We start from the raw sequence: 23,872 nt of genomic DNA on the forward strand, positions 1-23,872 counted from the left end.
AACTCTCCCCGTTGGCGTCGCGCATTGCGCGCGGCCCTGCAAGGAGGTCATCATGGGTGCTCCCAAGACCGGTAACGTAAGGAACGTGGTGCTCGTAGGCCAAGGCGGGGTGGGCAAGACTTCACTCGCCGAGGCCATGCTCCACCTTTCCGGCAAGACCGCCCGCCTGGGCGCCCGCGACGGCACCAAGCCCACGCTCGACTATGACCCCGAAGAGGTCAAGCGTGCATTTTCCATCTCGACGACCATCGCGCCGATCGACTGGAAGGGCGCGCGCATCAATGTGCTCGATGCCCCGTGCTACCCCGATTTTATCGGCGACGCCTTTGCCGCGATGAGCGTCTGCGAGACGGCTCTGTTTGTGGTCGACGCCGAGGCCGGCCCACAGCCTACGACGGTTAAGCTCTGGTATGCCGCCGAGGACCTGCGTCTGGCGCGTGCGGTGTTCGTAAACCGCCTGTCGCGCTCCGAGGCCAGCTTTGCGACCACGATGGCCCTGCTGCAAGAGCGCTTTGGCACGCGCCTGGGCGCCGTGACCCTTCCCTGGGGCGAGGGCGAGGACTTTGACGGCATCATCGACCTGGTGCGCATGAAGGCGCGCCATTGCAACGGCACCGAAGCCGTTGAGTCGGAGATTCCCGAGGAGTATCGTGCCCAGGCCGAGGAGGCCCATGACCATCTGTGCGAGTTGGTGGCCGAGGCCGACGATGAGCTGATGATGAAGTACCTGGAAGGCGAGGAGACGCTGACGCAGGAGGAGCTTGAGGGCCTGCTGTCGAAGGCGATCGCCGAGCGCATCTTTGTGCCGGTCTTTGCGGGCGATTGCATTAAGGAGCAGGGCGTCAACTCGCTGATGGACGACATCGCGACGTACTTCCCGGCGCCGACCGACTACGGCGAGATGCCGCTCATCGACGGTGATTCGCTCAAAATCTCGAGCGACGATGACCGTCCGGTGGCGTTTGTGTTTAAGACCCTGGCCGATCCGCAGCAGGGTCGCATCAGCTTTATCAAGGTGCTGACGGGTACGCTTGAGCCGGGTCTTGAGCTGATCAACGCGCGTACCCGCAAGGGCGACCGTCTGGCTCACCTGTATGTGATGTGCGGCCGCGATATGACCGAGGTCGGTCACGCCTATGCCGGCGACATCATCGTGGCGCCCAAGCTGGCTGCCGAGACGGGCGACACGCTCTCGATTACCGGTAAGGTCGAGGCCGCGGCGTTTAAGTTCCCCAACTCGCAGTACCGCATTGCCATCGAGGCCGAGAATCGCGGCGACGAAGAGAAGCTCTACACGTTTATCGAGAAGGCCTGCAAGGCCGATCCGACCATGAGCATCGACCGCGACGAGGAGACCGGCCAGACCATTATCTCCGCCGTTGGTGAGGCGCAGGTTTCGGTGCTGCTCAACCGTTTGGAGGATCGCACCAAAGTCGTGGCCAAGAGCGTGCCGATCCGCATTCCGTATCGCGAGACCATTCGCCGTACGGCAAGTGCCCAGGGCCGCCATAAGAAGCAGACCGGCGGCGCCGGTCAGTACGGCGACTGCTGGCTGCGCGTGGAGCCGCTCATTGGGCCCGACGGCACGAGCGATGGCTATGAGTTTGTGGACGAGGTCGTGGGCGGCCGTATTCCGCGCTCGCTGATCCCCGCCGTGGACAAGGGTGTCCAGGAGACCATGAAGGACGGCATCATTGCCGGCTACCCGCTCACGGGCATTCGCGTGGCTGTGTACGACGGCTCGTATCACAGCGTCGACTCCAACGAGATGGCGTTCCGCGCGGCAGCTCGCATCGGCCTGCGCAAGGCATGTGCCGATGCCGACCCGGTGGTGCTGGAGCCCATTGAGGAAATTACGGTGACCATCCCCGAGAGCTACGCCGGCGCTGTGATGGGCGACATCTCGGCATCGCGCGGTCGCGTGACGGGCATGGAGACCGATGAGCGCGGCGATACCGTGGTTATTGCCCAGGCGCCGCTGGCAGAGCTGACGGATTATTCGACGCGCCTGCGCTCTATCACGCGCGGCACGGGTGACTTTACCATGAAGCCCGCAGGCTATGAGCAGGTGCCTTATGACGTTCAGGCCAAGCTGGTCGAGCGCTATGAGGAGGGCCGCGCCAAGTAGCGCGTGATTTTGTCTGCAATGTAGGTGCTGACGAAAGGGCCGCCCTGGGTAACCGGGGCGGCTCTTTTTGATTCCTTGGGGACGGAGGAAAACGGATCATTTAGGCTTTGGGGCAGCTTGGTCGGTCCTAGTCTCCCGAGGCCTGATTGCGGCCGGTGGTGTAGTCGATCTGCACGTGCGGCTGCAGGTTGTAGCAATATACGTGGAAGCAGAGGGTCTTGCCGTGGTCCTCGACCGATTGCGCCTCAAGGCGCATGCCACGGCAGACAAGTTCCTCTTCGTTATACATAGGCGTGACGCGGTAGAGCACATGGTTGCCCGTATCGCGAATATAGTTGAGAATCTGCTCTTCAAACGGCAGCATGCCCGTCTCGTTGAGATAGCGCGTGCCGGTGAGGAGATTCTTGCGGTTGGCGTTTTCGCCGCAGAGCGACCAGGCGATAAGGTGGCAGCGGTTGTAGAGGCTCTGGCCCGGAATAAAGTCGTAGCGCTGCTGGTGCCAACCGGCAGGATGGATGCGCGAGATATCGCCGCGCTTTCCCTGTCCGAGCGACTCGGGGCCTACACAGGCGAGCGCCTTGCGAGTGCGACCCAGGCTGTCGAGCTTGGAGAATTTCTTAAAGCAGCCCTCTTCGGTGGCGCGATCGTATTCATCGAGTGTGAATGACGGCGTGCCGAGCGGGTGCGTGCTGTCGGCGCGAAGGGCAACGTAGGGGTTGCCGGCGTAGTCGGGAATGCTGCTGAGATAAACACCGCGGGCGCGGTTGAGGTCGGGGTTTTCGACCTCGTCGATGGGGGTGGCGGCACTGCCCGCGGAAACGTCGTCATCGGTGTCGGTCGCGGCGGAATCGGAGCCATCGCCAGAGTCCTGGCTGTTTTGAGGGTCCGCCGCGCTCGCCGTTCCCGATTCGAGCCGAGCGACCAGGTCTGCCTCGTCGTCGGTGCGGCTGGGACTCTCGTTTTGTTTTTCGGCCAGAGCCGCCGCCTGCTCATCGCCTTGCGGCGACAGCAACTTGGGCGCTCCGTCGAGCGATCCCGTAAACAGCGCAAACCCCAGCACCACGGCGGTGCCGATGGAAAGTACTTGCTTGTAGGCGGACTTGCGCGACATTGCGGCTCCTGGATGGACGGTTGGGAATCTACCAGTCTAGCAGGAGCCGGCAGGGGCCGTTCTGTCGAACAAATACTCAAGATTTGGGATAGACGCTACTGATTCATTTGCCTCATATGGAGCTGCGGTGGTTGTGTATGTGGGGCTATTTTGCGTTTCCCCAGATAAAACCCGCCAAAATAAACCTGTCCCTTTTTGGCAGGTTAATCGGGGGACTATTTCACCGCAACTTAGGACACGGTTAGGGAGTGTGCACCTTAAAGAGTGGTGCCCTTGATTAGAGAGGTCGCGCTCGTCTCTCTAATTGTCTCTCTAAAGAGAAAGCCAGTTAAAGAGATAACATTGGGCTATCTAACAGTGAATTCGATACATCTCTCTAAATGTCTCTCTAAAATAAGGTGCTTATCTCTCTAAAGTTAGAGAGATATACTATACTTTAGAGAGATAAATCTATCGTTTTAGAGAGACGGAATGCCAATGCTGCTGGATGAACCTCTTGGCCTTATCGTTGAGCGCCTTCGCAGGCGGGGGACTGATGACGCATCGGTAGAAGTTAAAGCCTGCACGAATAAATTGAGCGCAGACGTATGGGAGACAGTGAGCGCTTTTGCGAACACTGCGGGTGGGCTCATTATTTTGGGCCTAAACGAAGCCGAAGGATTTGTTCCTTCGGCTAACTTTGCTATCGATAGGGTGCGCGATCAGTTTGTTTCGGGTATCGGAGACGGAGGCTCAGCGGCAGTGGTGACCCATGCGCCGCGGTACGAGCTTGATCGAGGCGAGGTCGACGGGCTCCAGGTGCTTCTGGTGCGCATCTTTGAACTTGAGCTTAAAGCGAAGCCTTGCTATATCGGCGCGCGCGGCGTGCAGAACGGTAGCTACAAGCGCGTGGATGATAAAGATATCAAGATGTCACCCGCTGAGCTATATGAGCTGCAGAGTGCGTTGCTTCCGAGCGATGCAGACGGCACGGTGGTTTCGGAGGCAACGGTCGAGGATTTGGATCCAGATGTCGTGCGGTCTATTATCGCAAATCGCCGGCTGCAGACCCCCCGCGTTTTGCGCGGGGCCGATACGCTGGAAAAGCAGCTGGTCAGACTCAATATCACTACAAAGGATGGTGCCGTGAAGCTCGCGGGGCTTCTGTCGGCGGGAATTTACCCCCAGCAGTTCTATCCCAAACTGATGATCGATGTCGCCGTTCATTCCGATGTGGAAAAATCTGCACCCGGGCAACCCCGGTTTATTGACCGCCAGTTGTGCGATGGCCCGATTCCGGCTTGCATCGAAGATGCCCTTGCCGCGATTGGACGAAACTTGCGCAAAGCGACGATAGTGCAAGGCGCTGGCAGAAGGGAGGATTGGGAAGTTCCCCAGGAGGTTTTGCGCGAGGCCTTGGCAAATGCCTGCATCCATCGAGAATATTCGCCCATGTTTGTGGGGCAGGCCGTGAGTGTCGATATCTATCCAGACAGAATAGAGATCAAAAACCCTGGCGGCCTTTGGGGCGGAAAGACGGTGGACAATCTTGCAGACGGGGAATCGCGCTGCCGAAACCCAAAGCTCATGAGCCTAATGGGGGCGACGCCGTTAGAGCATGCCGAGGGGGCCGTTGCGGAAAGCCAGGGATCTGGTATCCCGGCTATGATTCGCGAGATGGAGTCTCGTTCGCTTGGCAGGCCGAAATTTATCGTTAAGGCCGATTCGTTTACGGTGCTGCTTTCCCGGCACGGGGCGGAGCTTGCTGAAAACCGCACGTGGATTCAGAGCCATGTGGGCACCGAGCTGACGGATCGCGAAGAAACATTGCTCATGTTTATGCGGGAGCATGGGTGCGTATGCGATGTTCAAAAAATACGAGAGGCCCTGAAGTGGGATTCGGATGACATTCGCCTGATCTGCGGGGACCTTGTAGATAAACATGCCCTGTCAAAATGCGGCAAAGACACGTTCGAAATTATCGATAGGAACAGAGAACCGTCAGCTTCGACGGCGGATAGGATCCTGGAGGCTCTCAGCGCCGAAGTGGATATGACGGCGCGAGAAATAGCGGTTGCATCGGGGGTCAGAATTTCGTCTGTCCGTTACCATCTGCCAAAAATGGCGGATAAAGGGCTCATCGAAGTAATGGGTTCATCGACGAGTCGTAACCGCCGATATCGGAAGAAGTAGATGCAGCCGGGTCGCCTCTCTAGTGTCTCTCGAGGCCAGATGGGTGCTGGAGGGGCGATTGTCTCGCGATATTTCCCCAGATAAAACCTGCCAAAATAAACCTGTCCCTTTTTGGTAGGTCAGTTAACGCAGTCCAGGTTGAGCATATGCGAGCGAGCGGGCTCCGGGAGCGGTAAGGTGACGTGAAACAAGCGGGCGCTGACCTTTTGGTCGCGCCCGTGAAGTTGAACGTCAGATTGCCGTGCCCGGAGCCCGTGCAGCGCCGAGCAGTTGCGCCGTTTGTAAAACGGCGCAACCTACTGGTTCATGTTGCCGTGGATGTAGGGGGTGACCTCAGGGGAGATATGGTCGCAGCCCAGTTCGCGCAGCGCGGACTCGATAACGGCGGGCAGCGGGGTTTTGCCCTCGGCATCGACGGCGTTGCCACCGAGGGCAGCAATCTTGGCGACATCTGCGGGTGCGGCCTCGATATGCATGCAGCCGCCGATCAAGCGCGCGCGTACCTGTGCCAGATCAAGATCGTGCAGGTAATCCTCGCAGGCGCGGATTAAATCGACCTTCTCGCGCGTAAGCTCCTCGCCCGTGGGGACGCGGGTGGCAAGACATGCTCCCGCCGGCAGGTTCCAAACGGGATAGCCCCATGCGCGCAGCAGCTCGCGCTCTTCGTCCTTGGTAAAGCCGACCTCCATAAGGGGTGAGCGTACGCCGAGCTCTTCTGCCGCACGCATGCCGGGGCGGTAGTCACCGCGATCGCTTGCATTACTGCCATCGATGACGGTGGGAAAGCCGAGCGACTTGGCGTGGTTGACGATGGCGGTAAAGCCGGCGTGCTTGCAGTGGTAGCAGCGATTAGCATCGTTGCAGGCTACTTGGGGGAGCTGCAGCTGATCGACCGAAAGATTGAGCACGGGGAGCTTAAAATGTGCCCCTTCATTGGCTTGTCCATCAACGGACCGCTCAAACGAGGCCTGCTCGGGCGTGCCGATGAGCGGCGTGGTGAGATGGACGAGGAGGGTATTGGTAGGCATGATGCGGGCGCATACGGCGGCCAAAAAGCTGCTGTCAACGCCGCCGGAAAACCCGATAGCCACGCGCCCGTATGCCAAAAGCAGCTGTTCGAGCGCCGATAGCTTGTCTTGAAGCTCCTCTGCGGGTGCCGTGGTGTCTAAAATCATGAAACGATCCTTATCGTTGAGTACTCGATCGAAAACTATAATCCTAATGCGTTACTTGCCATAAGACTTCTATCTGTGTAACGAAAGTGCAATATGGCATATACGTTATATACAAGTTGCCAAATGCGGTAGAGTTGCAGCAACGCGACAGCGAGAGTCGATGGGGGACCGATATGATCAAGGCTGTTATTTTTGACATGGATGGAACGCTGGTCGATACCGAGCGTTTGGGGATTAAGGCCTGGAAGGCAGGCGCCGCTGAGCTTGGGCTCGCGATTGATGATGCGCTGATCCATCAGTTTATCGGTCGCACGCTGCCCGATGTCATGGACATCCTTGATGAGCATTACGGCAGCCACGAAACCACCGAGGCGGTCTATGTCCGCCACAAGGAGATTCGCGACGAGATGGTCAAGACCGAACTGGAACTTAAGGCCGGCGCCGCCGAGTGCCTAGACGAGCTGCTAGCTGCGGGCTATCACGTGGGCCTAGCGACGTCGTCGCGCCTCGTTACGGCCGAGCGCAACCTTAAGATGGTCGGTCTTTTTGACAAGTTTGAAACGGTAACGTGTGGCGAGGACGTCGTGCACGGCAAGCCCGACCCCGAGATGTATCTGCTCGCCTGCGAGCGCGCGGGCTTTGCCCCCGAGGAGTGCGCCGTGGTCGAGGATTCGCGCAACGGCTGCGTCTCGGGTATCACGGCCGGCTGCCATGTCTTTGCTGTGCCCGATATCGTGCCGCTGCCGCAGGACGTGGTGGATGGCTGCGAGGTCGTGCTCGACACGTTGTTCGATCTGGCGGCGGCGGTCAAGGCCGCACGCTAGACAATTGCGGCGTTGAAGCGAGTAATTGGCCGTCTTTGCGTAAGCGGCGTTTTGGCATACTGGCCGACGTGCTATAGATACGCGCCTAGGTTGATGGCCGTGGCGTCGGTCTGGGTGTTTGCCTGGGTGCTGGCGCGCTCCAGTAGGAACGGACGTACCAATTCTTGGCGGTTGATATCCTCGGCGGCGGTGGCTGCGGTGACGGTGCGTGCTGCAGAGCCGACGTGGATATGCTTGGTCTTTGTCGGGACCTTGTTCTCGATTTGCTCCATGAGCAGTTGGACACCCTTGCGGCCAATCTCGTAGCCCGGGGGCGCTACCGTAGTGAGCGGGACCGATCCGCTCCAAGCGAGTGGGTTGCCGTCGCATCCGGCCACGCGAACCTGCTCGGGGACGGAGATGCCTTTGTCGACCAATGCCGAGATAACGCCCGAGGCCAACACGTCGGTCAGACCGACGACAAAATCGGGGCGTTCGTTGGCAGGGCGCCCGGCAATCTGAGCGCCAATGCTGTAGCCGTCGGCTGCGGTATTCCACTCTCCGGCGTCAATGACCTCAATTTTGATATCGGGATGCAGGGCGAGGGCCTTGTGAATGCCAAGGACGCGCAGGGTGAGCTGCATGAATGCCGCTCTGCCCACAACGGTGATATGGTGTGCGCCGCGGGCGATGGCGAGCTCGGCGATAATGCGCCCCTGTGCCTCGTTGTCGGCCGCTACGTAGTAGCCGGGCTCGGAGCAATGGATGTCCAGGTGGACAATCGGCACGGGCATCTTGGTCATAGCGGGGTGCCAGTCGGGGGATGCCATGGGCTGAACCATGACGCCGGACATCTGGGTGCCCATAAAGTAGCGCAGGTAATGGTCCTGGAGAATATCGTCGTTATCGGCGTTGGCGATGAGCAGGTCGTAACCGTGCTTTCGGGCCTCGTTATGGGCACCGCTGGCAATTTGGAGCGAAAAGCCGTGATCGAGACGGGGGAGCACCAGGCCAAAGGACTTGGTGGCGCCGCCCGCGAGCTGACGAGCGCTTTGGTTGGGCAGGTAGCCCAGTCGATTGATGGTTTCATTTATGAGCTTGAGGGTCTCGGGGCGCAGCTTTTCGGGATGGTTGAGTGCGTTGGAAACCGTGCCCAACGAAACCCCGGCTTCGCGCGCGACGTCGCTGATTTTAACCTTTGCCATAGCGGCCCCTTTGATGCGTTTCAAGTACAAGCCAGATTGTAGCATCGCCCGCCCCTGGGGTGTCAAAGCCCACCATGTTGAAAACCACCACAAAGGTGCCTGTCCCATTGTGGTGGTTTGGACCGGCTGGACGTGTGTGCATCGGGTGGTATCTAAGTTGAGGTACCACTTCTGGTATATCAGCTTGCGTTTGCGTGAGTACAATACTCGAACGTTATACGTCTCAGCGCCCCCTGTGCGTGGACGTCTTGCAGTCACGCGAACGAAGGGATTTATCCTATGTGCGGAATCGTCGGCTACACCGGCTCTGATATTGCAAAGAACATCCTGGTCACGGGCCTCAAGCGTATGGAGTATCGCGGCTATGATTCCTCGGGCGTCGCGCTCGAGGTGGGCGAGGGCGCCGCGGCGCACCTCGACGTCATCCGCCGCGTGGGCAAGGTCGCGGGCCTGGAGAGCGAGCTTTCCAACATCGACAGCGACGCTACCTGCGGTATCGGCCACACCCGTTGGGCCACCCACGGCAAGCCTTCGGTCGTTAACGCTCACCCCCACACTAGCTGCGACGGTCGTATCGCCATCGTCCACAACGGCATCATCGAGAACTTCGCCGAGCTGCGCGAAGAGCTGGAGGGTCGCGGCCACCACTTTAAGAGCGAGACCGATACCGAGGTCTTCGCGCATCTGATCGAAGAGGCTTATGCCGAGACGCACGACCTGATGGCCTCCGTGCGCGAGGCTTGCGCCCACGTGGTCGGCGCCTATGGTCTGGCCGCCGTGTGCGCTGACGAGCCCGGCGTGATCGCCGTGGCCCGCAAGGATTCCCCGATCGTGGTCGGCGCGGGCGAGACCGGCGCTTATGTCGCCTCCGATGTCATCGCGCTCATCGACGCCACCCGCGATGTCGTGGTGCTCGAGGACGGTCAGTTTGCCAGGCTCACGCCCGCAGGCGTCGAGTACACCGACGAGGCCGGCAACGTTATCGAGCCCAAGGTCACCCACATCGACTGGGACCTGGACATGGCAGAAAAGGGCGGTTATCCCGACTTTATGCTCAAGGAAATCCACGAGCAGCCGCGCGTCGTGCGCGACACGCTGGTCGGTCGTATGACGCCGGCCGGCGAGCTCGACATCGACGAGCTGGGCCTTTCGCTCGAGGAGCTCAACGACATCGATCGCGTCTACGTGATCGCTTGCGGCACCAGCTATCACGCTGGCCTCATTGCCAAGAATCTCATTGAGGGCTGGGCTCGCATCCCCACCGAGGTGGAGGCGGCCAGCGAGTTCCGTTACCGCAATCCCATCATTACGCCGACGACGCTTGTCGTTGCCGTGTCCCAGTCGGGCGAGACGGCCGATACCCTTGCCGCCATTCGCGACGCGCGCATCAAGGGTGCCAAGGTCTTCGGCATCACCAACGTGGTGGGCAGCCCCGTAGCGCGTGAGAGCGACGGTGTTATCTACACCAAGGCCAACAAGGAGATCGCGGTCGCCTCGACCAAGAGCTTCATCGGCCAGGTTGTGAGCCTTACGCTTTTGGCCCTGCTGCTGGCGCAGGTCAAGTACCGCTTGACCACCAAGCAGGCGCGCATGCTGTTCCGCGAGCTTTCCGATACGGCCGAGCAGATCCAGTGGATTTTGGATACCCAAACCGAGGCCGTGCATGAGGCCGCCCTGCTGTGCAAGGACGCGCAGTCCGCACTGTTCGTGGGTCGCGGCATGGGCGCCGCTATTTCCTACGAGGGTGCACTCAAGCTCAAGGAGGTCAGCTACCTGCACGCCGAGGCCTACGCCGCCGGTGAGATGAAGCACGGCCCCATTGCCCTGATCGACCCGGGCTTCCCTGTCATCGCTGTGGCCACCAAGAGTGCCACCTACGACAAGACCGTGTCGAACCTCATGGAGTGCAAGGCGCGCGGCGCCAAGGTCATCGTCGTTGCCACCGAGGGCGACGAGGAGATCAACAAGATCGCCGACTGCATCATCCGCGTGCCAGCAGTCCGCGACGTGTTCAGCCCCATCACGGCGAGCGTCCCGCTGCAGCTGCTCGCCCGCGAGGTCGCCATCCTGCGCGGCTGCGATGTCGATCAGCCCCGAAACCTCGCTAAGAGCGTGACCGTGGAATAGTTGGTTCCGCCGTCCTAGCGACCAAGGCCCGGCTCCGTTGCAGCGGAGCCGGGCCTTGTTGCATTTGCCCAGATAAAACCTGCCAAAATAAACCTGTCCCTTTTTGGCAGGTTAGCGGAGCTTGCTGGTCTCGAAGTACTCGGGGAACTGGTCCAGAACCTCGGTTTGGTTGCGGAACATCATGTGCAGGTGCTTGCTGACCAAAAAGCTCGCTTCGATGGGGTCGCGACCGGCGATAGCGCGGCGAATCTGCTTGTGCTCGTTCACGATGTCCTGATTGTCGAGAACCTGCGTGGCGGCGCGCAGCCAGCGGAAGCGCTCAAGGTCGGCATTGGTCTCTTCGAGCCACGACCACACGGTGCTGCGACATGCGATGCTAAAAATCATGTGATGCATGAGGTTGTCGCTCAAAAAGAAGCCGATGCGATCCTCCTCGGCCATGGCCTTTTCCTGCAGCACGATGGCGCGGTCGAGCTGCTCGATGCCGGCCGACGTGGCGCGCGCACAGCACTCCACAATCACCTGCTTTTCCAGATGCTCGCGGATGTAACAGGCACTCTCGGCAAGGGTGAGGTTGATGGGCGAGACGTAGGTGCCGCTCTGGGGCACGGTGCGCACCAGGCCTTCCTGCGCCAAGCGAACCAAAGCCTCGCGCACGGGCGTGCGACCCATGTCCAGGTCATCGCAAAGCTGCTTGACGCCCAGCTTTTCGCCCGGCTTGTAGTCCAGGTAGACGATTTTGCGTCGAATGGTGTGGTAGGACTGGTCCTGTAGGCTCGTTTCCTGCTCGCCGACGTGCATCGATTCTTCCATAGCGCCTCGCAACTGTTCTATCAAACTCATATGTCAGTTGTTAATTATGCCGCGAATCAGCTCTCCGCGGTGGGTAATTCGGCTGTTGCCTGAGAACTATCGCGGCATCTTAGTCTGTGTTTGCGCAAGGCTGTGCTCAATGTTGCCGTATCATAAGCCGTCGCAAACGTGAAATAGAAAGAAGGAATCCCATATGCAACTGGCAAATATCGTACGCGAGCGCTGGAAAGGCGTCTTGTTCTGCCTGACCATCGCCATTCCCGCGACGTTGCTCGGCAAACAGGTTGAGGTGGTCGGCGGTCCGGTATTCGCCATCCTCTTTGGCATGGTCCTGGCGCTCGTCTTTCCCAAGAATCGTCGCGAACAGCTCGCCGCCGGCGTCACCTATACGTCCAAAAAAGTCTTGCAGTACGCGGTTATCCTGCTTGGCTTTGGCATGAACCTCTCCCAGATTCTGTCCAAGGGCGCCCAGTCGCTGCCGATTATCGTGGCGACAATCTCGACCTCGCTTGTCATCGCCTTTGTGCTCTGCCGCGTTATGAACGTGCCGGGCAAGATCGCGACGCTTGTGGGTGTGGGTTCGTCGATTTGCGGCGGTTCTGCCATCGCTGCGACCGCACCCGTCATCGATGCCGACGATCGCGAGATTGCCCAGGCTATTTCGGTCATCTTCCTGTTTAACGTTATCGCGGCGCTCGTGTTTCCGACGCTCGGCGGCATGCTCGGGCTGACCAACGAGGGCTTTGGCCTGTTTGCCGGTACCGCCATCAACGACACCTCGTCCGTAACGGCTGCGGCGAGCGCCTGGGACAGCATGCACCCCGGCGCCAATGTGCTCGAGGGCGCCACAGTGGTCAAGCTCACCAGGACGCTGGCCATTATTCCCATCACGTTGGTTCTCGCATGCTGGCAGATGCATCTGGCGCGCAAGGCCGGCGGTGACGCCAAAAGCACGTTCTCGCTTAAACGCGCGTTTCCCATGTTCGTGCTGTTCTTTGTGCTGGCGAGCGTGATCACCACGGTGCTTCAGCTTCCCGCGTCCTTTACGGCGCCCATCAAGGAGCTGTCGAAATTCTTTATTGTGATGGCCATGGCGGCTATTGGCTTTAATACCGATATCGTCGAGCTGGTCAAAAAGGGCGGCAAGCCCATCGCATTGGGCTTTTGCTGCTGGATTGGCATTGCGTGCATGAGTTTGGGAATGCAACACGTACTGGGAATCTGGTAGAGAAGTAGCTTGTTTGCGTGCTGGTTGCTGGTGAGCGCATTCTCACGGTGGAGCGATAGGAGCTCTTGCGGGTATGGCTTGTCCGCAGGTTTATAAGTCCCGAAGAGCTCTTATCGCCCCGCCAGGATGGCGATGCGGGGCAACACCTATACTCGCAGGACGGCGCTTTCTGCCCTATAGTGTTTGGTGAGCAATATCGTTCAATTTTGAAACACTCGGTCGTGCGACCGTCGGCGGCTGCATGTCGCCGCGGACAGGGGCAAATCATGGATAGCGATGCCAAGCTGAACATCTTGACCGAGGCCCTGGCTGCTGCCGGGGCCTCGGCATTGGCAATCGATGTGCGTGGGGACGTCGCGATCTCGACCATGAATGACGCGGCGCTCGAGCGGGATGTGGCGGCTTTTGTCGCTGAGCGCCTCGACCGTATAGGAGACGGCGCGCGTCTGGTTATGGGGCGTGCGGGTACGCGCCTGAGCCTGACCGTTCGCCCCACCGACAAAGAGGGCGGGGGCCTTTGGGTCGTCGTGGTCCGCGAGGTGCGCGGCGCCGCGGCGCACGCGGGCATCGAGTGGCTCAACGCCGACGAAGTCGGGGTCCGCTACGAATCGAGCGCGTACGGCATCGTTGAGGGGGCGGCCTCGGTGGCTGCACCGGTTGCCGAGAGCTATGCGCGCGGCGTGCCCCTTATGTTCGAGGGCGAGCTGGGAGCGGGTCAGGTCGAGATTGCCATGCGCCTCTACCTGGATGGCCCTTTTGCCGATCAACCCTTTGTTTCCGTCGCGCTCGATGAACTCACCGATCGCGGTTGGCGCCATGTGCTCAAAAGCTCCGAATCGCCGCTGTTCCAAACGGGGCTGACACTTTGCATTGAGGGCTGGAATGCGGTTGGCCCCCAGCGCCTCCGCGAGCTCGTTTCCGCGATGGCCGACACCGCGTTGGCGACGCGCTGCCATGTGGTGCTGACGGCGAATGACATGCCGGGCGGCGGCGAAAGTGATCAAGCCGCCTTTGTGACCGAGCGCTTCGCCTGTGCGGTGAGCGTGGCGCCGGCAATCGCCGAGCAGGGAGCCGCGTCGACGAAGGTCGCGCGCTATTTGGAATATCTCGCTGATGCATTTGGGACGGCAGCGCCCACGCTGTCTGCCGCGGCGACGAAGACGCTCGATGCTTACCGCTGGCCGCGCAATTATCTGCAGCTCCGCGAGGTCTCGGAACGACTGTATATATTGGTGGGGGCGGGCACGGTGGACCGCGCTGTGGCGGAGGAAGTGCTCGCCCAAGAGGACGTGATTAAGACCGCAACCTTTGGCGCCCCGACGCTCGAAAGTGACCTGTATATCCTGCGACCGCTGGCAGATACCGAGCGAGATATCGCGCATCTGGTTGTAGATCATCTCCACGGCAACCGGACTCGTGCGGCAGAGGTGCTGGGTATAAGCCGTACAACGCTGTGGCGCTTGCTGAAGGACGATGACCGTTGAGCGAGGCGCCCGTGACCGCGCGCGACGCGTGTGCTACAGTCCAAAGCGTTATTGTTTCGATTTGGTTACGGCGTGCGAGGGCATATGGCTGAGACTTCAAAACCGAGCCGCAGAAGGCGGAGCGCCGCGCCGGTCAACCGACGCACGACATCGGTGACGTGGGGCAAACACGCCTCGGGGTTTGATGGCTCGTTCAAGCGCACTAAATATGGCTATCCTTCGGCAAGCGCCCGCTTGGCAATGCAGGCAGAGTCCTCACTGTGGGGCCGCAAACGCGTGGTGGGCTCAAAGCTCAAGCACGACGGAACGCTCGGTTACATCAGCCGCGGGGCGGCTCGCCGCAGTGGGCTCAATCCGGCTGGTTGGCACCGTTATGTTCCGATCGCGGTCGTCGTTGCAGTGATCGTCATCGCACTCGCCGCGCTCGGCTACGCCGGCGGTGGCGCCAACTTGGACGCAGTGTTTAAATCGCCCGAGCTCGCGCATGCAGGCACAGAAGTTGTCGAGGGCGCTCAGACCCAGACGGGCGTCGCACCCCAGCGCGGTATCGTCGCGGCGGCCTCCACCATCGCCGACGCGCAAAAGGACGAAGATAAGCAAGGCGACGACGCCGAAACGGCCCAGACGAACGAAACGACGACTACTCAAATATCAACATAGCTTGCCGGCAGAAGGGGACGTTCCTTTTCTGCCGGCAGTTTGGGACACTCCTGCGCTACTTGACGTATACCACGTTGTCGCGGCGGGGTTTGGGCTCGGGTAGCGTGTCCTCGGCGTAGCCAAGAATGCAGTTACCGACACCGCGCAGGCTGCCGTCGGCGGGCAGTCCCCAGCTGGCCAGCAGCTCCAGGCCCTCGGGCGAGTCAAAGACCTCATGCGCGCGGTGAATCCAGCACGAATCGACACCCAGTGCATAGGCGGCGTTGAGCAAGTTGCCCATAGCGAGCGAGCCGTCTTCCAGATGTGTGGGCACGCTGCGGTCAACCAGCACCACCACAACGGTCTTGGCGCCATAGAAGGGGTCGCTGTTGCTGCCCATGACCTGGGCGTTGAACTGTGAAAGACGCTCGACGGTCGCGGGGTCGGTGACGGCGACAAACGTCACCGGTTGGCGGCCCATGCCGCTCGGTGCATATTGGCCGGCTTCGATAATACGTGCAAGCTTTTCGGCCTCGACGGGACGATCGCTGTAGTTGCGGCAGCTGCGACGGTGAATGAGTGCTTCGATAGTCTCCATGGTGTCTCCTTGCGGTGGCGTTGCAGATGCCCCGTTCATACCCGTCGGGCTTAAACGATAGACGGTCAATTACCCAGCCAAAAGGATAGATTCCAATTGGGAAAGTAGGTTTGCATAAAAGTACCTTCAGAATGTGACAAACAAATGGGATGGTTAAACGTTTTATCCCGTCTACCCTGCGGTTTTTTACCACTTGCCTAAATGACGAACGCATAACCTTTGATAAAGGTTTTACTAAAGGAGTACCAACGTTTATCAATGCGCCGTGGTGGCGCCGGGCCAGGAGGTAACATCATGTTCCAGGCTGGAGATGTCGTCGAGACCGACTTCGAAGGATTTCTGAAGCTGCTGCGTTCCAAGACGCGCGCTTTCGTGTCGATCAACGATCACGAGTACTACATCACGCACACCGATGGCTATTGGCGTGTTCAGGATTGCGAGGCCCTCAACGACAAGGGCCACTTTACTGACTGCTCCGAGCTGGTCAACACGGTCTGCGAGGTCGTCGAGCTGCCGTGGATTGCCGGCAAGAGCCTGCATGACAGCTTCTCGGGCGCTACGGTCTATGAGGCCGTCGCCGCTTAACAGGCAATAAAACTCGATTTTCACGTGACCGCTGGCGCCGCCCCCGCGCCGGCGGTCTTTTTCTGCCGATAGGCCATAAAAGTGCACGCATTTGCGGAGAGCCTGTTGACGATAGTCAAAACTCGGACTAATCTAGAGACACAAAATTGGTCAAAACTCGGACAATCGAATGGTGGGATAGATGAATAGTGCGGTTACACTGGTCGACTTCGACCGGTTGCTCAATGGACTCGACCATATCTATTCGGAGTTCTCGCGCGCCTGCGGCCTTTCGGACTGCGCTTACTGGATGCTCGTTGATACCAGCACGGCGGGCGGCAGTATTGCCGTAAGCCGTCTGACAAGCGAATGGTTCTACAGCAAGCAGACCATCAACTCGGCAATTAAAACCTTGACGGCGCGGGGCTTCGCAACGTTGGAGTTTGCCGAAGGCAGTCGTAAGAACAAGGTTGTGAGCCTGACCGAAGAGGGCAGGCGATTTGCCGAGCGTTATGCGCTGCCGGCACTCAAGGCCGAGCAGCGAGCCTTTGGCGCGCTTGAGCCGTGTGAGCAGCGCGAGATTATGCGCTTGATCGGCAAATTCTCTCAGGTGCTCGGCGAGGAGTGCGAGACATTTAAGCGGCATATCGCTGCCGAGAGCCAAGCCGAGAATCAAGGTGAGGGGGAGTCGTGCGAGTGCTAATGAGGTTTTTGAAGCCCTATCGAGGGCTTGTCGCAGTGACGCTGCTGGTGCTGCTGGTGGATAACGTCGGTACGTTGCTGGTTCCCACGATGCTGGCGAACATGGTCAACACCGGTATTACCACGGGCGATGTCGACTACATTTTACGCAACGGCCTATACATGTTTATCGCGACCAGCATGGCTAGCGGCGGCACGGTGCTGGGCTGCTATCTTTCGGCGCGCCTGGCCGCCAACGTGGCTTGCGATATCCGCAATGCCGTGTACGACAAATCGCTCGAGCTCGCGGCCAGCGATTTTGAGCGCTTTGGCACCGGATCGATGATCACGCGCTCGCTCAACGACATCAACGTGATTCAGCAGGCGATTCTGCAGACGATTCAGCTGGTGCTGCCCGTGCCGTTTTTGGCTGTGGCGGGCATCATCTTCGCCTGGTTTATCGATCCCGCCATGGGCACGCTTCTGGGCGTAGTCGTTGCTATTGTGCTGGTGGCGGCGGTCTTTACGGTTGCCAACGCGGCGCCGATTTTTATGCGCCTACAGGGCTTTATCGACCGCATGAACGTGGTGCTGCGCGAGAATATTGTGGGCGCGCGCGTCATCCGTGCGTTTAACAAGGAGCGCCACGAGGAACGGCGTCTGGACGAGGTGTTTAGCGACTACGCCGCCAACGCCATCAAAGTCAACCACCTGTTTGTGGGCCTCGACAGTTCAAGCTTCTTTTTGATGAACATCGCCGAGGTGGCGGTGTTGTGGGTGGGCGGCAACCGCGTAGGCGCCCACGCCATGCAGATTGCGAGTATCTCGGCGGTGCTGGAGTATGCAATTCTGATCCTGTTCTTTGTGATGATGGCCCAGATGGTGGTGCTGACGCTTCCGCGTGCTGCCGCGTGCCTGAACCGTGCGCAGCAGGTGTTGGAGATTGAGCCGAGCATCGTCGATGGCGAGCGCACGCTGGATGACGGGGCGCGCGAGCCCCAAGACGAAGCCGATGCGGTGGCCGTGTTCGACCACATGTCGTTTCGCTTTGACGATGCCGACGAGGACACCCTGTGCGACCTGAGCTTTGCCTGCCGTCGCGGTCAGACGACTGCAATCGTTGGCTCGACAGGCTCGGGCAAATCGACGGTGGCAAAGCTTCTGCTGCGCTTCCACGATGCCACCAAGGGCTCCATTCGCCTGAATGGTGTGGACCTGCGCGAGCTTTCGCAAGGTGAGATTCGCGGGCACATCGCCTATGTGCCGCAGAAGGCGTGGCTGTTCTCGGGCACCGTGGCAAGCAATCTGCGCTTTGGCAACGAGGACGCGACCGAGGCGGACATGCTTCATGCGCTGCGGGTTGCCCAGAGCACCTTTGTGCTCGATCAGCCGCAGGGGCTCGATACCCCGGTTGCCCAAGGCGGTACGAACTTCTCGGGTGGTCAGCGCCAGCGCCTAGCCATTGCTCGCGCGCTCATGAAGCATGCCGATCTATATATCTTCGACGACAGTTTCTCGGCCCTGGACTTTAAGACCGATGCCGCCCTGCGTCATGCGTTGCAAGATGAGACGCGTGACGCTGCGGTGCTCATCATCGCGCAGCGCATCTCTACGATCTTGCACGCCGACCAGATTGTCGTGCTCAAGGACGGCGAGATTGTGGGCTTGGGCACGCATAGCGAGCTTATGGAAACCTGCGAGGTGTACCGCGCCATCGCGGAATCGCAAATGAAGGGAGGTGAGTAGCATGACCGAGGAGCTCAAGAAGCAGGGCGGCCTTGTCGATGCCGCCGCTGCGGACGCTGCCGATAAAACGGTCGACCAGGCTGCCGCGTCGACCGAGCTGGATGACGCCGCCAAGGCTGCAGCCGAGCGCGAGGCTCGCCGCCAAGCGCTCTACGAGGAAAATGAGCGCGCCGAGGACGAGCGCGCCCGCGCTGAGGCGGAGCGCATGCGCGATGTGGACGACGAGGACGAGGACGAGAAACCCCGCGACACCTGGGCGACGGTGCGCCGCCTGTGGAGCGAGGCTGCCGGCGACCATTGGCGCTTCTATATCGTGTTCGCGAGCATTGTGTTCTATGCCATCTTTAACACCGCTGCGCCGGCATATAGCGCCCGTGTGATCGATGAGCTGTGGGGCCACATTCAGGTGGCGTTTGCCAACAACGCCACCTTCAACATCACCTGGGAGAACTGCGGCAGGACCATCTTCATCTACTTTATGATTTGGACGGCCGCCGCCTCGTTCTACGCGCTCCAGAGCTTTTTGATGTCGAGCGTTGCCGAACGCCTCAACCTGTGCCTACGCAACCGCATCGCACAAAAGCTCAACCGTCTGCCGCTTGCCTTTTTTGACGCGCATCGTCCCGGTGAGGTCGTCAGCCGTGCGACCAACGACTTGGACAAGATGTCCGAGAGCATGCAGCGCGGCTTGCTGCAGCTGCTGGTGTCGATTGGCACCGTGGTGGGCGCCGTGAGCGTGATGTTCGTGTTTAGCGTGCCACTTACGCTGGTCTTTTTGTTCTTTACGGCGTTGTCGCTGCTGGTGACCAAGGTGGTCTCGCGCCGCACGCATGACGTAACCGGTGAGCGCCAAGAGTGGGTGTCCAAGATTACGAGCGCGGTCGAGGAAGGCTACTCGGGCCGTCTGGTGATTCGCGCGTTTAACCGCGAGCGCCAGAGCTCTGCCGAGGTGCACGAGGCCTCGGGCGAGCTGGCACGTGTGAGTGCCAAGGCCGACTTCATGATTAACGCCGTCGGCCCCGCGGTGCGCTTTATCGGCCGCTTGGCACAGATCGTGATTGCGATTGTGGGCTGCAGCATGCTGGTTGCCGGCCACATGACTGTCGGCGTGTTCCAGGCGTTCTTCCAGTTTATCTACGAGGCATCTGAGCCCATGACGCAGCTGTCGTTTACCTTCAACTCGCTGCAGAGCGCGCTGGCGAGTGCGGAGCGCGTGTTCGACCTGCTCGATGAGCCCGAGATGGAGGTGGATCCGCAGCCGGGCGAGGCTGCCAGGCTACCGGGTCGCGTGGAGGGCCGCGTCGCCTTTGAGCACGTGCGCTTTGGCTACACGCCCGAAAAGCCGCTTATGCGCGACGTGTCGTTTACCGCCGAGCCGGGCCAGAAGATTGCCGTGGTGGGAACCACGGGCGCAGGCAAGACGACGCTCATCAACTTGCTCATGCGCTTTTACGAGATCGACGGTGGCCGCATTACGCTCGACGGTGTGGATACGCGCCTTATGAACCGCGGCGAGCTACGTCAGCAGTTTGGCATGGTGCTGCAGGACGCCTGGCTGTTCGACGGCACGATTGCCGAGAACATCGCCTACGGCTGTCCCGAGGCAACGCGCGAGGAGATTGTTGCGGCTGCGCGCGCCGCCCAGGTCGATTTCTTTGTGCGCACCATGCCGCAGGGCTACGACACGCGCGTGGTCAACGATGCCGAAAGCATCAGCCAGGGCCAGCGTCAGCTGCTGACCATCGCACGCGTGCTGCTCAACAACCCGGCGATTCTCATTCTGGACGAGGCGACCTCAAGCGTGGACACGCGCACCGAGCTTGCTATCGGCCGCGCCATGGACGCGCTCATGCGCGGGCGCACCAGCTTTGTGATCGCGCATCGCCTGTCGACGATCGTGGATGCCGACCTGATCTTGGTCATGGACCACGGCAACATTATCGAGCAGGGCACGCATAAGGAGCTGCTGGCTGCCGAGGGTGCCTACGCCGACCTCTACTTGAGTCAGTTCGCTTAATGTGACAAAGGGACAGCCCCACATGTCACATCAAAAAGAAAGGCGCGCCGGGGATGAATTTCCTGGCGCGCCTTTGCGTTGACGTCAATGTTGTCGGTAGCCGTCCGCCTCTAGCGCTCGTCCACGAGCTTGGCGACGAGGGCTTTGAGCTCGGCCACCTCTCGCTCGAGTTCCTTGACGTGGCGGGCGTTCTCGGTGATGCCCTGGCGGTTGAGGGCACTCTGCTCGGCGGCGTCATCGGGCATGTACTCGCGATGCTGCTTGGCGTCGAAACTCTCTTCAAACACACGGCAGCCGTTGCGCTTGATGATGCGTCCCGGCACGCCCACGACGGTGCAGTTATCGGGCACGTCCTTGACGACAACTGAGTTGCCGCCGATCTTGACGTTGTTGCCGATGCGAATGTTGCCGAGTACCTTGGCGCCCGTGCCCACGGTGACGTTGTTGCCCAGGGTGGGGTGGCGTTTGCCGGTCTCGTTGCCGGTACCGCCGAGCGTGACGCCCTGGTAGAGTACACAGTTGTCGCCCACGATGGTAGTCTCGCCAATAACGACGCCCATGGCGTGGTCGATAAAGAAATGCTTGCCGATCTGTGCGGCGGGATGAATCTCGACGCCGGTGATGTGGCGGGTGATTTGCGAGAGCACACGGGCAAGTGAGCGATGACCGTGCTCCCAGAGCCAGTGCTCGGGCACGTGGTTCCACTTGGCGTGCAGGCCGGGGTACGAAAGGAAAATGACCAGGCCGTTTTGCGCGGCGGGGTCCTGAGCTTGGACGGTCTTGATGTCCTCGCGAATGGTATTGATAAAGCTCACCGTCCGCCCTCCCTTAGCGCCATGGCAATGCGATTCAATAAAGTATAGCGATTCGCTAGGGATTAGGAAGGACATTCTTGGCGGCATTGCACGACAGGTGTCAGTTATGCAAACTTGCTGGTAATGGAGTCATGCTTTTGTGGGGTTGCGCACGAGGGGGCGCCGCAACCGTATACTGGTCAACTTGGACGTATCCGCGCCCACAACTGAGAGGTTTTACTTCATGGGTTTCATTAATTTTATCGCCGAGCTGCTCAAAGACCCGCGCACCGCGATCGCCAGCTGGATCGCCGCCGGCCCGCTTATGGCCTACGGCTGCGTGTTCCTGATCATCTTTATCGAGACGGGCGTGGTGTTCTTCCCGTTCCTTCCCGGTGATTCGCTGCTGTTCGCCTCGGGTTTCTTTGCCCACAATGGCGGCTTTAACATTGTGGCGCTTCTGGCCACCGCATGGGCCGCTGCTATTTTGGGCGATCAGTGCAACTTTATGATCGGTCACTTCTTTGGCAAAAAGATCATCGCTTCGGGCAAGGTCAAGGCTATGACGCCCGAGCGCATCAAAAAGTCCGAGGATTTCTTGGACAAGTGGGGTCACCTGGCCATCTTCCTGGGTCGCTTCTTCCCGTTTATCCGCACCTTTGTGCCCTTTATCGCCGGCATGGGCGGCATGCACTGGCGCAACTTTGTCATCTTTAACGTGCTGGGCGGCATTACCTGGTCAACGCTCTTTACACTGCTGGGCTACTTCTTTGGTGGCATTCCCTTTGTGCAGGAGCACTTTGAGCTGCTAATCGTTGGCATCGTTGCCGTGTCGATCATCCCGACCGTGGTCGGTCTGGTTAAGGCTAAGCTGGGCAAAAAGAACGCGTAGCTCGAGCCAGCGCGCAAACCGTGCAGTTGAGGCCCGTCACCGTTTACGGTGGCGGGCCTCTTCAGCTTCGGTCAAATGAAAATACTTTAGTTAGTTAAAGAAAAGCGTTTTATCAGACGCGCGAGCGGAGTACAATCTCGTGCATGCGAATCGACGTGCCATCGGCTTTGATGCTGCTCGCGTGTCCCGTCCGGCTCTACGCTCCGGGCGTGCGACGTTGCGACGCGGTCGGCCTCGGTCCTTGCGTGCGGGTTCGCGAGTATGCAACTGTGTATGTAAGGAGCGACATATGACTGTCGAGAAGAAGGATATCGATTGGGGTAGCCTCGGCTTTGGCTACGTGAAGACCGATTACAGCTACGAGGCCCATTGGAAGGACGGCGAGTGGGACGAGGGTGGCCTGACCACCGACCACACCCTGCATGTCTCCGAGTGCGGCGGCATCTTCCATTACTGCCAGGAGGTCTTTGAGGGCCTGAAGGCTTACACCGCCGAGGACGGCAGCATCGTCTGCTTCCGTCCCGACATGAACGCCGAGCGCATGTATAACTCTGCCCAGCGCCTCGAGATGCCCCCGTTCCCCAAGGACAAGTTCGTTGAGGCCGTCAAGCAGGTCGTTTCTGCCAACGCCGCCTGGGTTCCGCCCTTCGGTTCCGGCGCGACCCTGTACGTGCGTCCGTTTATGATCGGCTCCGGTGACGTGATCGGCGTGGCTCCCGCTCCTGAGTACACGTTCCGCATTCTCGTGACCCCGGTCGGTCCGTACTTTAAGGGCGGCCTCAAGCCCGTCAAGCTGCGCGTTTCCGAGTATGACCGTGCCGCACCGCACGGCACCGGCAACATCAAGGCCGGCCTGAACTACGCCATGTCCCTTAAGCCCACGATGGAGGCCCATCGCGAGGGCTATGCCGAGAACCTGTATCTCGACTCCGAGTCCCGCACCTATGTCGAGGAGACCGGTGGCGCCAATGTCCTGTTCGTGAAGGAGAACGGCACGCTCGTCGTTCCGCAGTCGCACACCGACTCCATCCTGCCCTCTATCACCCGTCGTTCGCTCGTTCAGGTTGCTCAGGACCTGGGCATGACCGTCGATCAGCGCCCCGTCGAGTGGGCCGAGGTCAAGGCCGGTACCTTTGTCGAGTGCGGCCTGTGCGGCACCGCTGCCGTCATCTCCCCGGTCGGCGAGATCGACAACAAGGTTTACGGCGCCGACGAGACCGTGACCTTCCCGGCTGGCTACACCGAGATCGGCCCTGTGATGAAGAAGCTTCGCGAGACCCTGACTGGCATCCAGTCCGGTGCTGTCGAGGATAAGCACAACTGGGTTTACACCGTCGCGTAATTTGTCTTACCTATCCGGGCAGAGAACAAGTTCCCTCCCGGCGCGTCCTCGGACATGCAACAAGCCCTCGCTGCGCACTTCGTGCGGCGAGGGCTTCTTGCGTCCTGCGGAGTGCGCCGGGAGGGAACTTGTTCTCTGCCCTGCGGGTTCGGCGATGTCACAACGGGCAATGATTAATCTGAATAAAGATGGTGCGCGGCCTTTTAGACTGCGCTTTTGCTTTGCTTCGCGCCATGTGGGGGCGGTGGCGACGTGCATTTTTGCGAGTATTCTGCAGTCGAAGGTCCCTGCATACCGACCTCGGGCAAAAAATCGGGAGTTCTCGATGTTTTCTACGAATGATGGGCGGGGTT

The 23,872-nt window shown here is 59.9% G+C and carries 19 protein-coding genes; 13 read left to right on the plus strand and 6 right to left on the minus strand.

Annotated elements, in window-relative coordinates; translation table 11 throughout:
• Positions 1 to 52 precede the first annotated feature (52 nt).
• Positions 53 to 2,128, plus strand: coding sequence for an elongation factor G (locus tag I2E45_RS05290; RefSeq protein WP_195444759.1), 2,076 nt, complete (start codon positions 53 to 55; stop codon positions 2,126 to 2,128).
• A gap of 127 nt (positions 2,129 to 2,255) precedes the next feature.
• On the opposite strand, the gene I2E45_RS05295 is transcribed toward I2E45_RS05290, so the two are convergent.
• Positions 2,256 to 3,239, minus strand: a complete 984-nt coding sequence (locus I2E45_RS05295) for a DNA/RNA non-specific endonuclease (RefSeq protein WP_195444760.1) — start codon at positions 3,237 to 3,239, stop codon at positions 2,256 to 2,258.
• Between the two features lie 477 nt (positions 3,240 to 3,716).
• Between I2E45_RS05295 and I2E45_RS05300 the strand changes: the two genes are divergently transcribed.
• Complete coding sequence (locus tag I2E45_RS05300; RefSeq protein WP_195444761.1) at positions 3,717 to 5,411, plus strand: ATP-binding protein; 1,695 nt, start codon at positions 3,717 to 3,719, stop codon at positions 5,409 to 5,411.
• A gap of 296 nt (positions 5,412 to 5,707) precedes the next feature.
• On the opposite strand, the gene larE is transcribed toward I2E45_RS05300, so the two are convergent.
• On the minus strand, positions 5,708 to 6,586 hold the full coding sequence (gene larE, locus I2E45_RS05305) for an ATP-dependent sacrificial sulfur transferase LarE (RefSeq protein ID WP_195444762.1): 879 nt from the start codon (positions 6,584 to 6,586) through the stop codon (positions 5,708 to 5,710).
• Positions 6,587 to 6,759: 173 nt separating this feature from the next.
• Here larE and I2E45_RS05310 point away from each other — a divergent pair, with 173 nt between their 5' ends.
• Complete coding sequence (locus tag I2E45_RS05310) at positions 6,760 to 7,410, plus strand: HAD family hydrolase (protein ID WP_195444763.1); 651 nt, start codon at positions 6,760 to 6,762, stop codon at positions 7,408 to 7,410.
• Between the two features lie 71 nt (positions 7,411 to 7,481).
• On the opposite strand, the gene I2E45_RS05315 is transcribed toward I2E45_RS05310, so the two are convergent.
• Positions 7,482 to 8,594, minus strand: a complete 1,113-nt coding sequence (locus I2E45_RS05315; RefSeq protein ID WP_229058847.1) for a LacI family DNA-binding transcriptional regulator — start codon at positions 8,592 to 8,594, stop codon at positions 7,482 to 7,484.
• 279 nt (positions 8,595 to 8,873) lie between these two features.
• On the opposite strand from I2E45_RS05315, the gene glmS reads away from it, so the two are divergent.
• Positions 8,874 to 10,721, plus strand: a complete 1,848-nt coding sequence (glmS, locus tag I2E45_RS05320; protein WP_055310170.1) for a glutamine--fructose-6-phosphate transaminase (isomerizing) — start codon at positions 8,874 to 8,876, stop codon at positions 10,719 to 10,721.
• 111 nt (positions 10,722 to 10,832) lie between these two features.
• Here the strand turns inward: glmS and I2E45_RS05325 are convergent, their stop codons facing one another.
• Entirely contained in the window at positions 10,833 to 11,534 is a 702-nt protein-coding gene (locus I2E45_RS05325) for a GntR family transcriptional regulator (protein WP_050766156.1), read from the minus strand.
• 193 nt (positions 11,535 to 11,727) lie between these two features.
• Between I2E45_RS05325 and I2E45_RS05330 the strand changes: the two genes are divergently transcribed.
• From I2E45_RS05330 to I2E45_RS05340, 3 genes are all read left to right on the plus strand, one after another.
• Positions 11,728 to 12,762: a YeiH family protein gene (locus tag I2E45_RS05330; protein ID WP_195444766.1), complete on the plus strand. Its 1,035-nt coding sequence runs from the start codon at positions 11,728 to 11,730 to the stop codon at positions 12,760 to 12,762.
• A gap of 266 nt (positions 12,763 to 13,028) precedes the next feature.
• Entirely contained in the window at positions 13,029 to 14,246 is a 1,218-nt protein-coding gene (locus tag I2E45_RS05335) for a helix-turn-helix domain-containing protein (protein WP_195444768.1), read from the plus strand.
• An 84-nt stretch (positions 14,247 to 14,330) separates the two neighbouring features.
• Positions 14,331 to 14,906: a hypothetical protein gene (locus I2E45_RS05340; protein ID WP_195444770.1), complete on the plus strand. Its 576-nt coding sequence runs from the start codon at positions 14,331 to 14,333 to the stop codon at positions 14,904 to 14,906.
• A 55-nt stretch (positions 14,907 to 14,961) separates the two neighbouring features.
• Here I2E45_RS05340 and I2E45_RS05345 read toward each other — a convergent pair whose 3' ends face one another.
• Positions 14,962 to 15,483 carry a nitroreductase family protein gene (locus I2E45_RS05345; protein ID WP_195444772.1) on the minus strand — a complete coding sequence of 174 codons (522 nt, stop codon included), beginning with the start codon at positions 15,481 to 15,483 and terminating at the stop codon, positions 14,962 to 14,964.
• Positions 15,484 to 15,777: 294 nt separating this feature from the next.
• On the opposite strand from I2E45_RS05345, the gene I2E45_RS05350 reads away from it, so the two are divergent.
• From I2E45_RS05350 to I2E45_RS05365, 4 genes are all read left to right on the plus strand, one after another.
• A complete protein-coding gene (locus I2E45_RS05350; protein WP_006235631.1) occupies positions 15,778 to 16,068 on the plus strand; it encodes a hypothetical protein in 291 nt (96 codons plus the stop codon).
• Positions 16,069 to 16,249: 181 nt separating this feature from the next.
• Positions 16,250 to 16,750 carry a MarR family winged helix-turn-helix transcriptional regulator gene (locus tag I2E45_RS05355; RefSeq protein WP_195444774.1) on the plus strand — a complete coding sequence of 167 codons (501 nt, stop codon included), beginning with the start codon at positions 16,250 to 16,252 and terminating at the stop codon, positions 16,748 to 16,750.
• Positions 16,750 to 18,474, plus strand: a complete 1,725-nt coding sequence (locus I2E45_RS05360) for an ABC transporter ATP-binding protein (RefSeq protein ID WP_006235634.1) — start codon at positions 16,750 to 16,752, stop codon at positions 18,472 to 18,474. Before I2E45_RS05355 ends, I2E45_RS05360 begins: the two co-directional genes overlap by 1 nt.
• 1 nt (position 18,475) lies before the next feature.
• A complete protein-coding gene (locus I2E45_RS05365; RefSeq protein ID WP_195444778.1) occupies positions 18,476 to 20,491 on the plus strand; it encodes an ABC transporter ATP-binding protein in 2,016 nt (671 codons plus the stop codon).
• A 110-nt stretch (positions 20,492 to 20,601) separates the two neighbouring features.
• Here the strand turns inward: I2E45_RS05365 and cysE are convergent, their stop codons facing one another.
• A complete protein-coding gene (cysE, locus tag I2E45_RS05370; RefSeq protein WP_195444781.1) occupies positions 20,602 to 21,306 on the minus strand; it encodes a serine O-acetyltransferase in 705 nt (234 codons plus the stop codon).
• A gap of 223 nt (positions 21,307 to 21,529) precedes the next feature.
• On the opposite strand from cysE, the gene I2E45_RS05375 reads away from it, so the two are divergent.
• Positions 21,530 to 22,177, plus strand: a complete 648-nt coding sequence (locus I2E45_RS05375; protein WP_117848562.1) for a DedA family protein — start codon at positions 21,530 to 21,532, stop codon at positions 22,175 to 22,177.
• 289 nt (positions 22,178 to 22,466) lie between these two features.
• A complete protein-coding gene (locus I2E45_RS05380; RefSeq protein ID WP_195444782.1) occupies positions 22,467 to 23,519 on the plus strand; it encodes a branched-chain amino acid aminotransferase in 1,053 nt (350 codons plus the stop codon).
• Positions 23,520 to 23,872: the final 353 nt, after the last annotated feature.

The organism is Collinsella aerofaciens, from assembly GCF_015555045.1.
Lineage (GTDB): Bacteria > Actinomycetota > Coriobacteriia > Coriobacteriales > Coriobacteriaceae > Collinsella > Collinsella aerofaciens_W.

Bases quoted from the DNA above. Each gene is read 5' to 3' on its own strand.
- I2E45_RS05325 (WP_050766156.1), bottom strand. From the start codon at position 11,534: ATGGAAGAATCGATGCACGTCGGCGAGCAGGAAACGAGCCTACAGGAC.
- larE (WP_195444762.1), bottom strand. From the start codon at position 6,586: ATGATTTTAGACACCACGGCACCCGCAGAGGAGCTTCAAGACAAGCTA.
- glmS (WP_055310170.1), top strand. From the start codon at position 8,874: ATGTGCGGAATCGTCGGCTACACCGGCTCTGATATTGCAAAGAACATC.
- I2E45_RS05310 (WP_195444763.1), top strand. From the start codon at position 6,760: ATGATCAAGGCTGTTATTTTTGACATGGATGGAACGCTGGTCGATACC.
- I2E45_RS05365 (WP_195444778.1), top strand. From the start codon at position 18,476: ATGACCGAGGAGCTCAAGAAGCAGGGCGGCCTTGTCGATGCCGCCGCT.
- I2E45_RS05345 (WP_195444772.1), bottom strand. From the start codon at position 15,483: ATGGAGACTATCGAAGCACTCATTCACCGTCGCAGCTGCCGCAACTAC.
- I2E45_RS05315 (WP_229058847.1), bottom strand. From the start codon at position 8,594: ATGGCAAAGGTTAAAATCAGCGACGTCGCGCGCGAAGCCGGGGTTTCG.
- I2E45_RS05340 (WP_195444770.1), top strand. From the start codon at position 14,331: ATGGCTGAGACTTCAAAACCGAGCCGCAGAAGGCGGAGCGCCGCGCCG.
- I2E45_RS05375 (WP_117848562.1), top strand. From the start codon at position 21,530: ATGGGTTTCATTAATTTTATCGCCGAGCTGCTCAAAGACCCGCGCACC.
- I2E45_RS05355 (WP_195444774.1), top strand. From the start codon at position 16,250: ATGAATAGTGCGGTTACACTGGTCGACTTCGACCGGTTGCTCAATGGA.
- I2E45_RS05360 (WP_006235634.1), top strand. From the start codon at position 16,750: ATGAGGTTTTTGAAGCCCTATCGAGGGCTTGTCGCAGTGACGCTGCTG.
- I2E45_RS05295 (WP_195444760.1), bottom strand. From the start codon at position 3,239: ATGTCGCGCAAGTCCGCCTACAAGCAAGTACTTTCCATCGGCACCGCC.
- I2E45_RS05290 (WP_195444759.1), top strand. From the start codon at position 53: ATGGGTGCTCCCAAGACCGGTAACGTAAGGAACGTGGTGCTCGTAGGC.
- I2E45_RS05350 (WP_006235631.1), top strand. From the start codon at position 15,778: ATGTTCCAGGCTGGAGATGTCGTCGAGACCGACTTCGAAGGATTTCTG.
- I2E45_RS05335 (WP_195444768.1), top strand. From the start codon at position 13,029: ATGGATAGCGATGCCAAGCTGAACATCTTGACCGAGGCCCTGGCTGCT.
- I2E45_RS05330 (WP_195444766.1), top strand. From the start codon at position 11,728: ATGCAACTGGCAAATATCGTACGCGAGCGCTGGAAAGGCGTCTTGTTC.
- I2E45_RS05300 (WP_195444761.1), top strand. From the start codon at position 3,717: ATGCTGCTGGATGAACCTCTTGGCCTTATCGTTGAGCGCCTTCGCAGG.
- I2E45_RS05380 (WP_195444782.1), top strand. From the start codon at position 22,467: ATGACTGTCGAGAAGAAGGATATCGATTGGGGTAGCCTCGGCTTTGGC.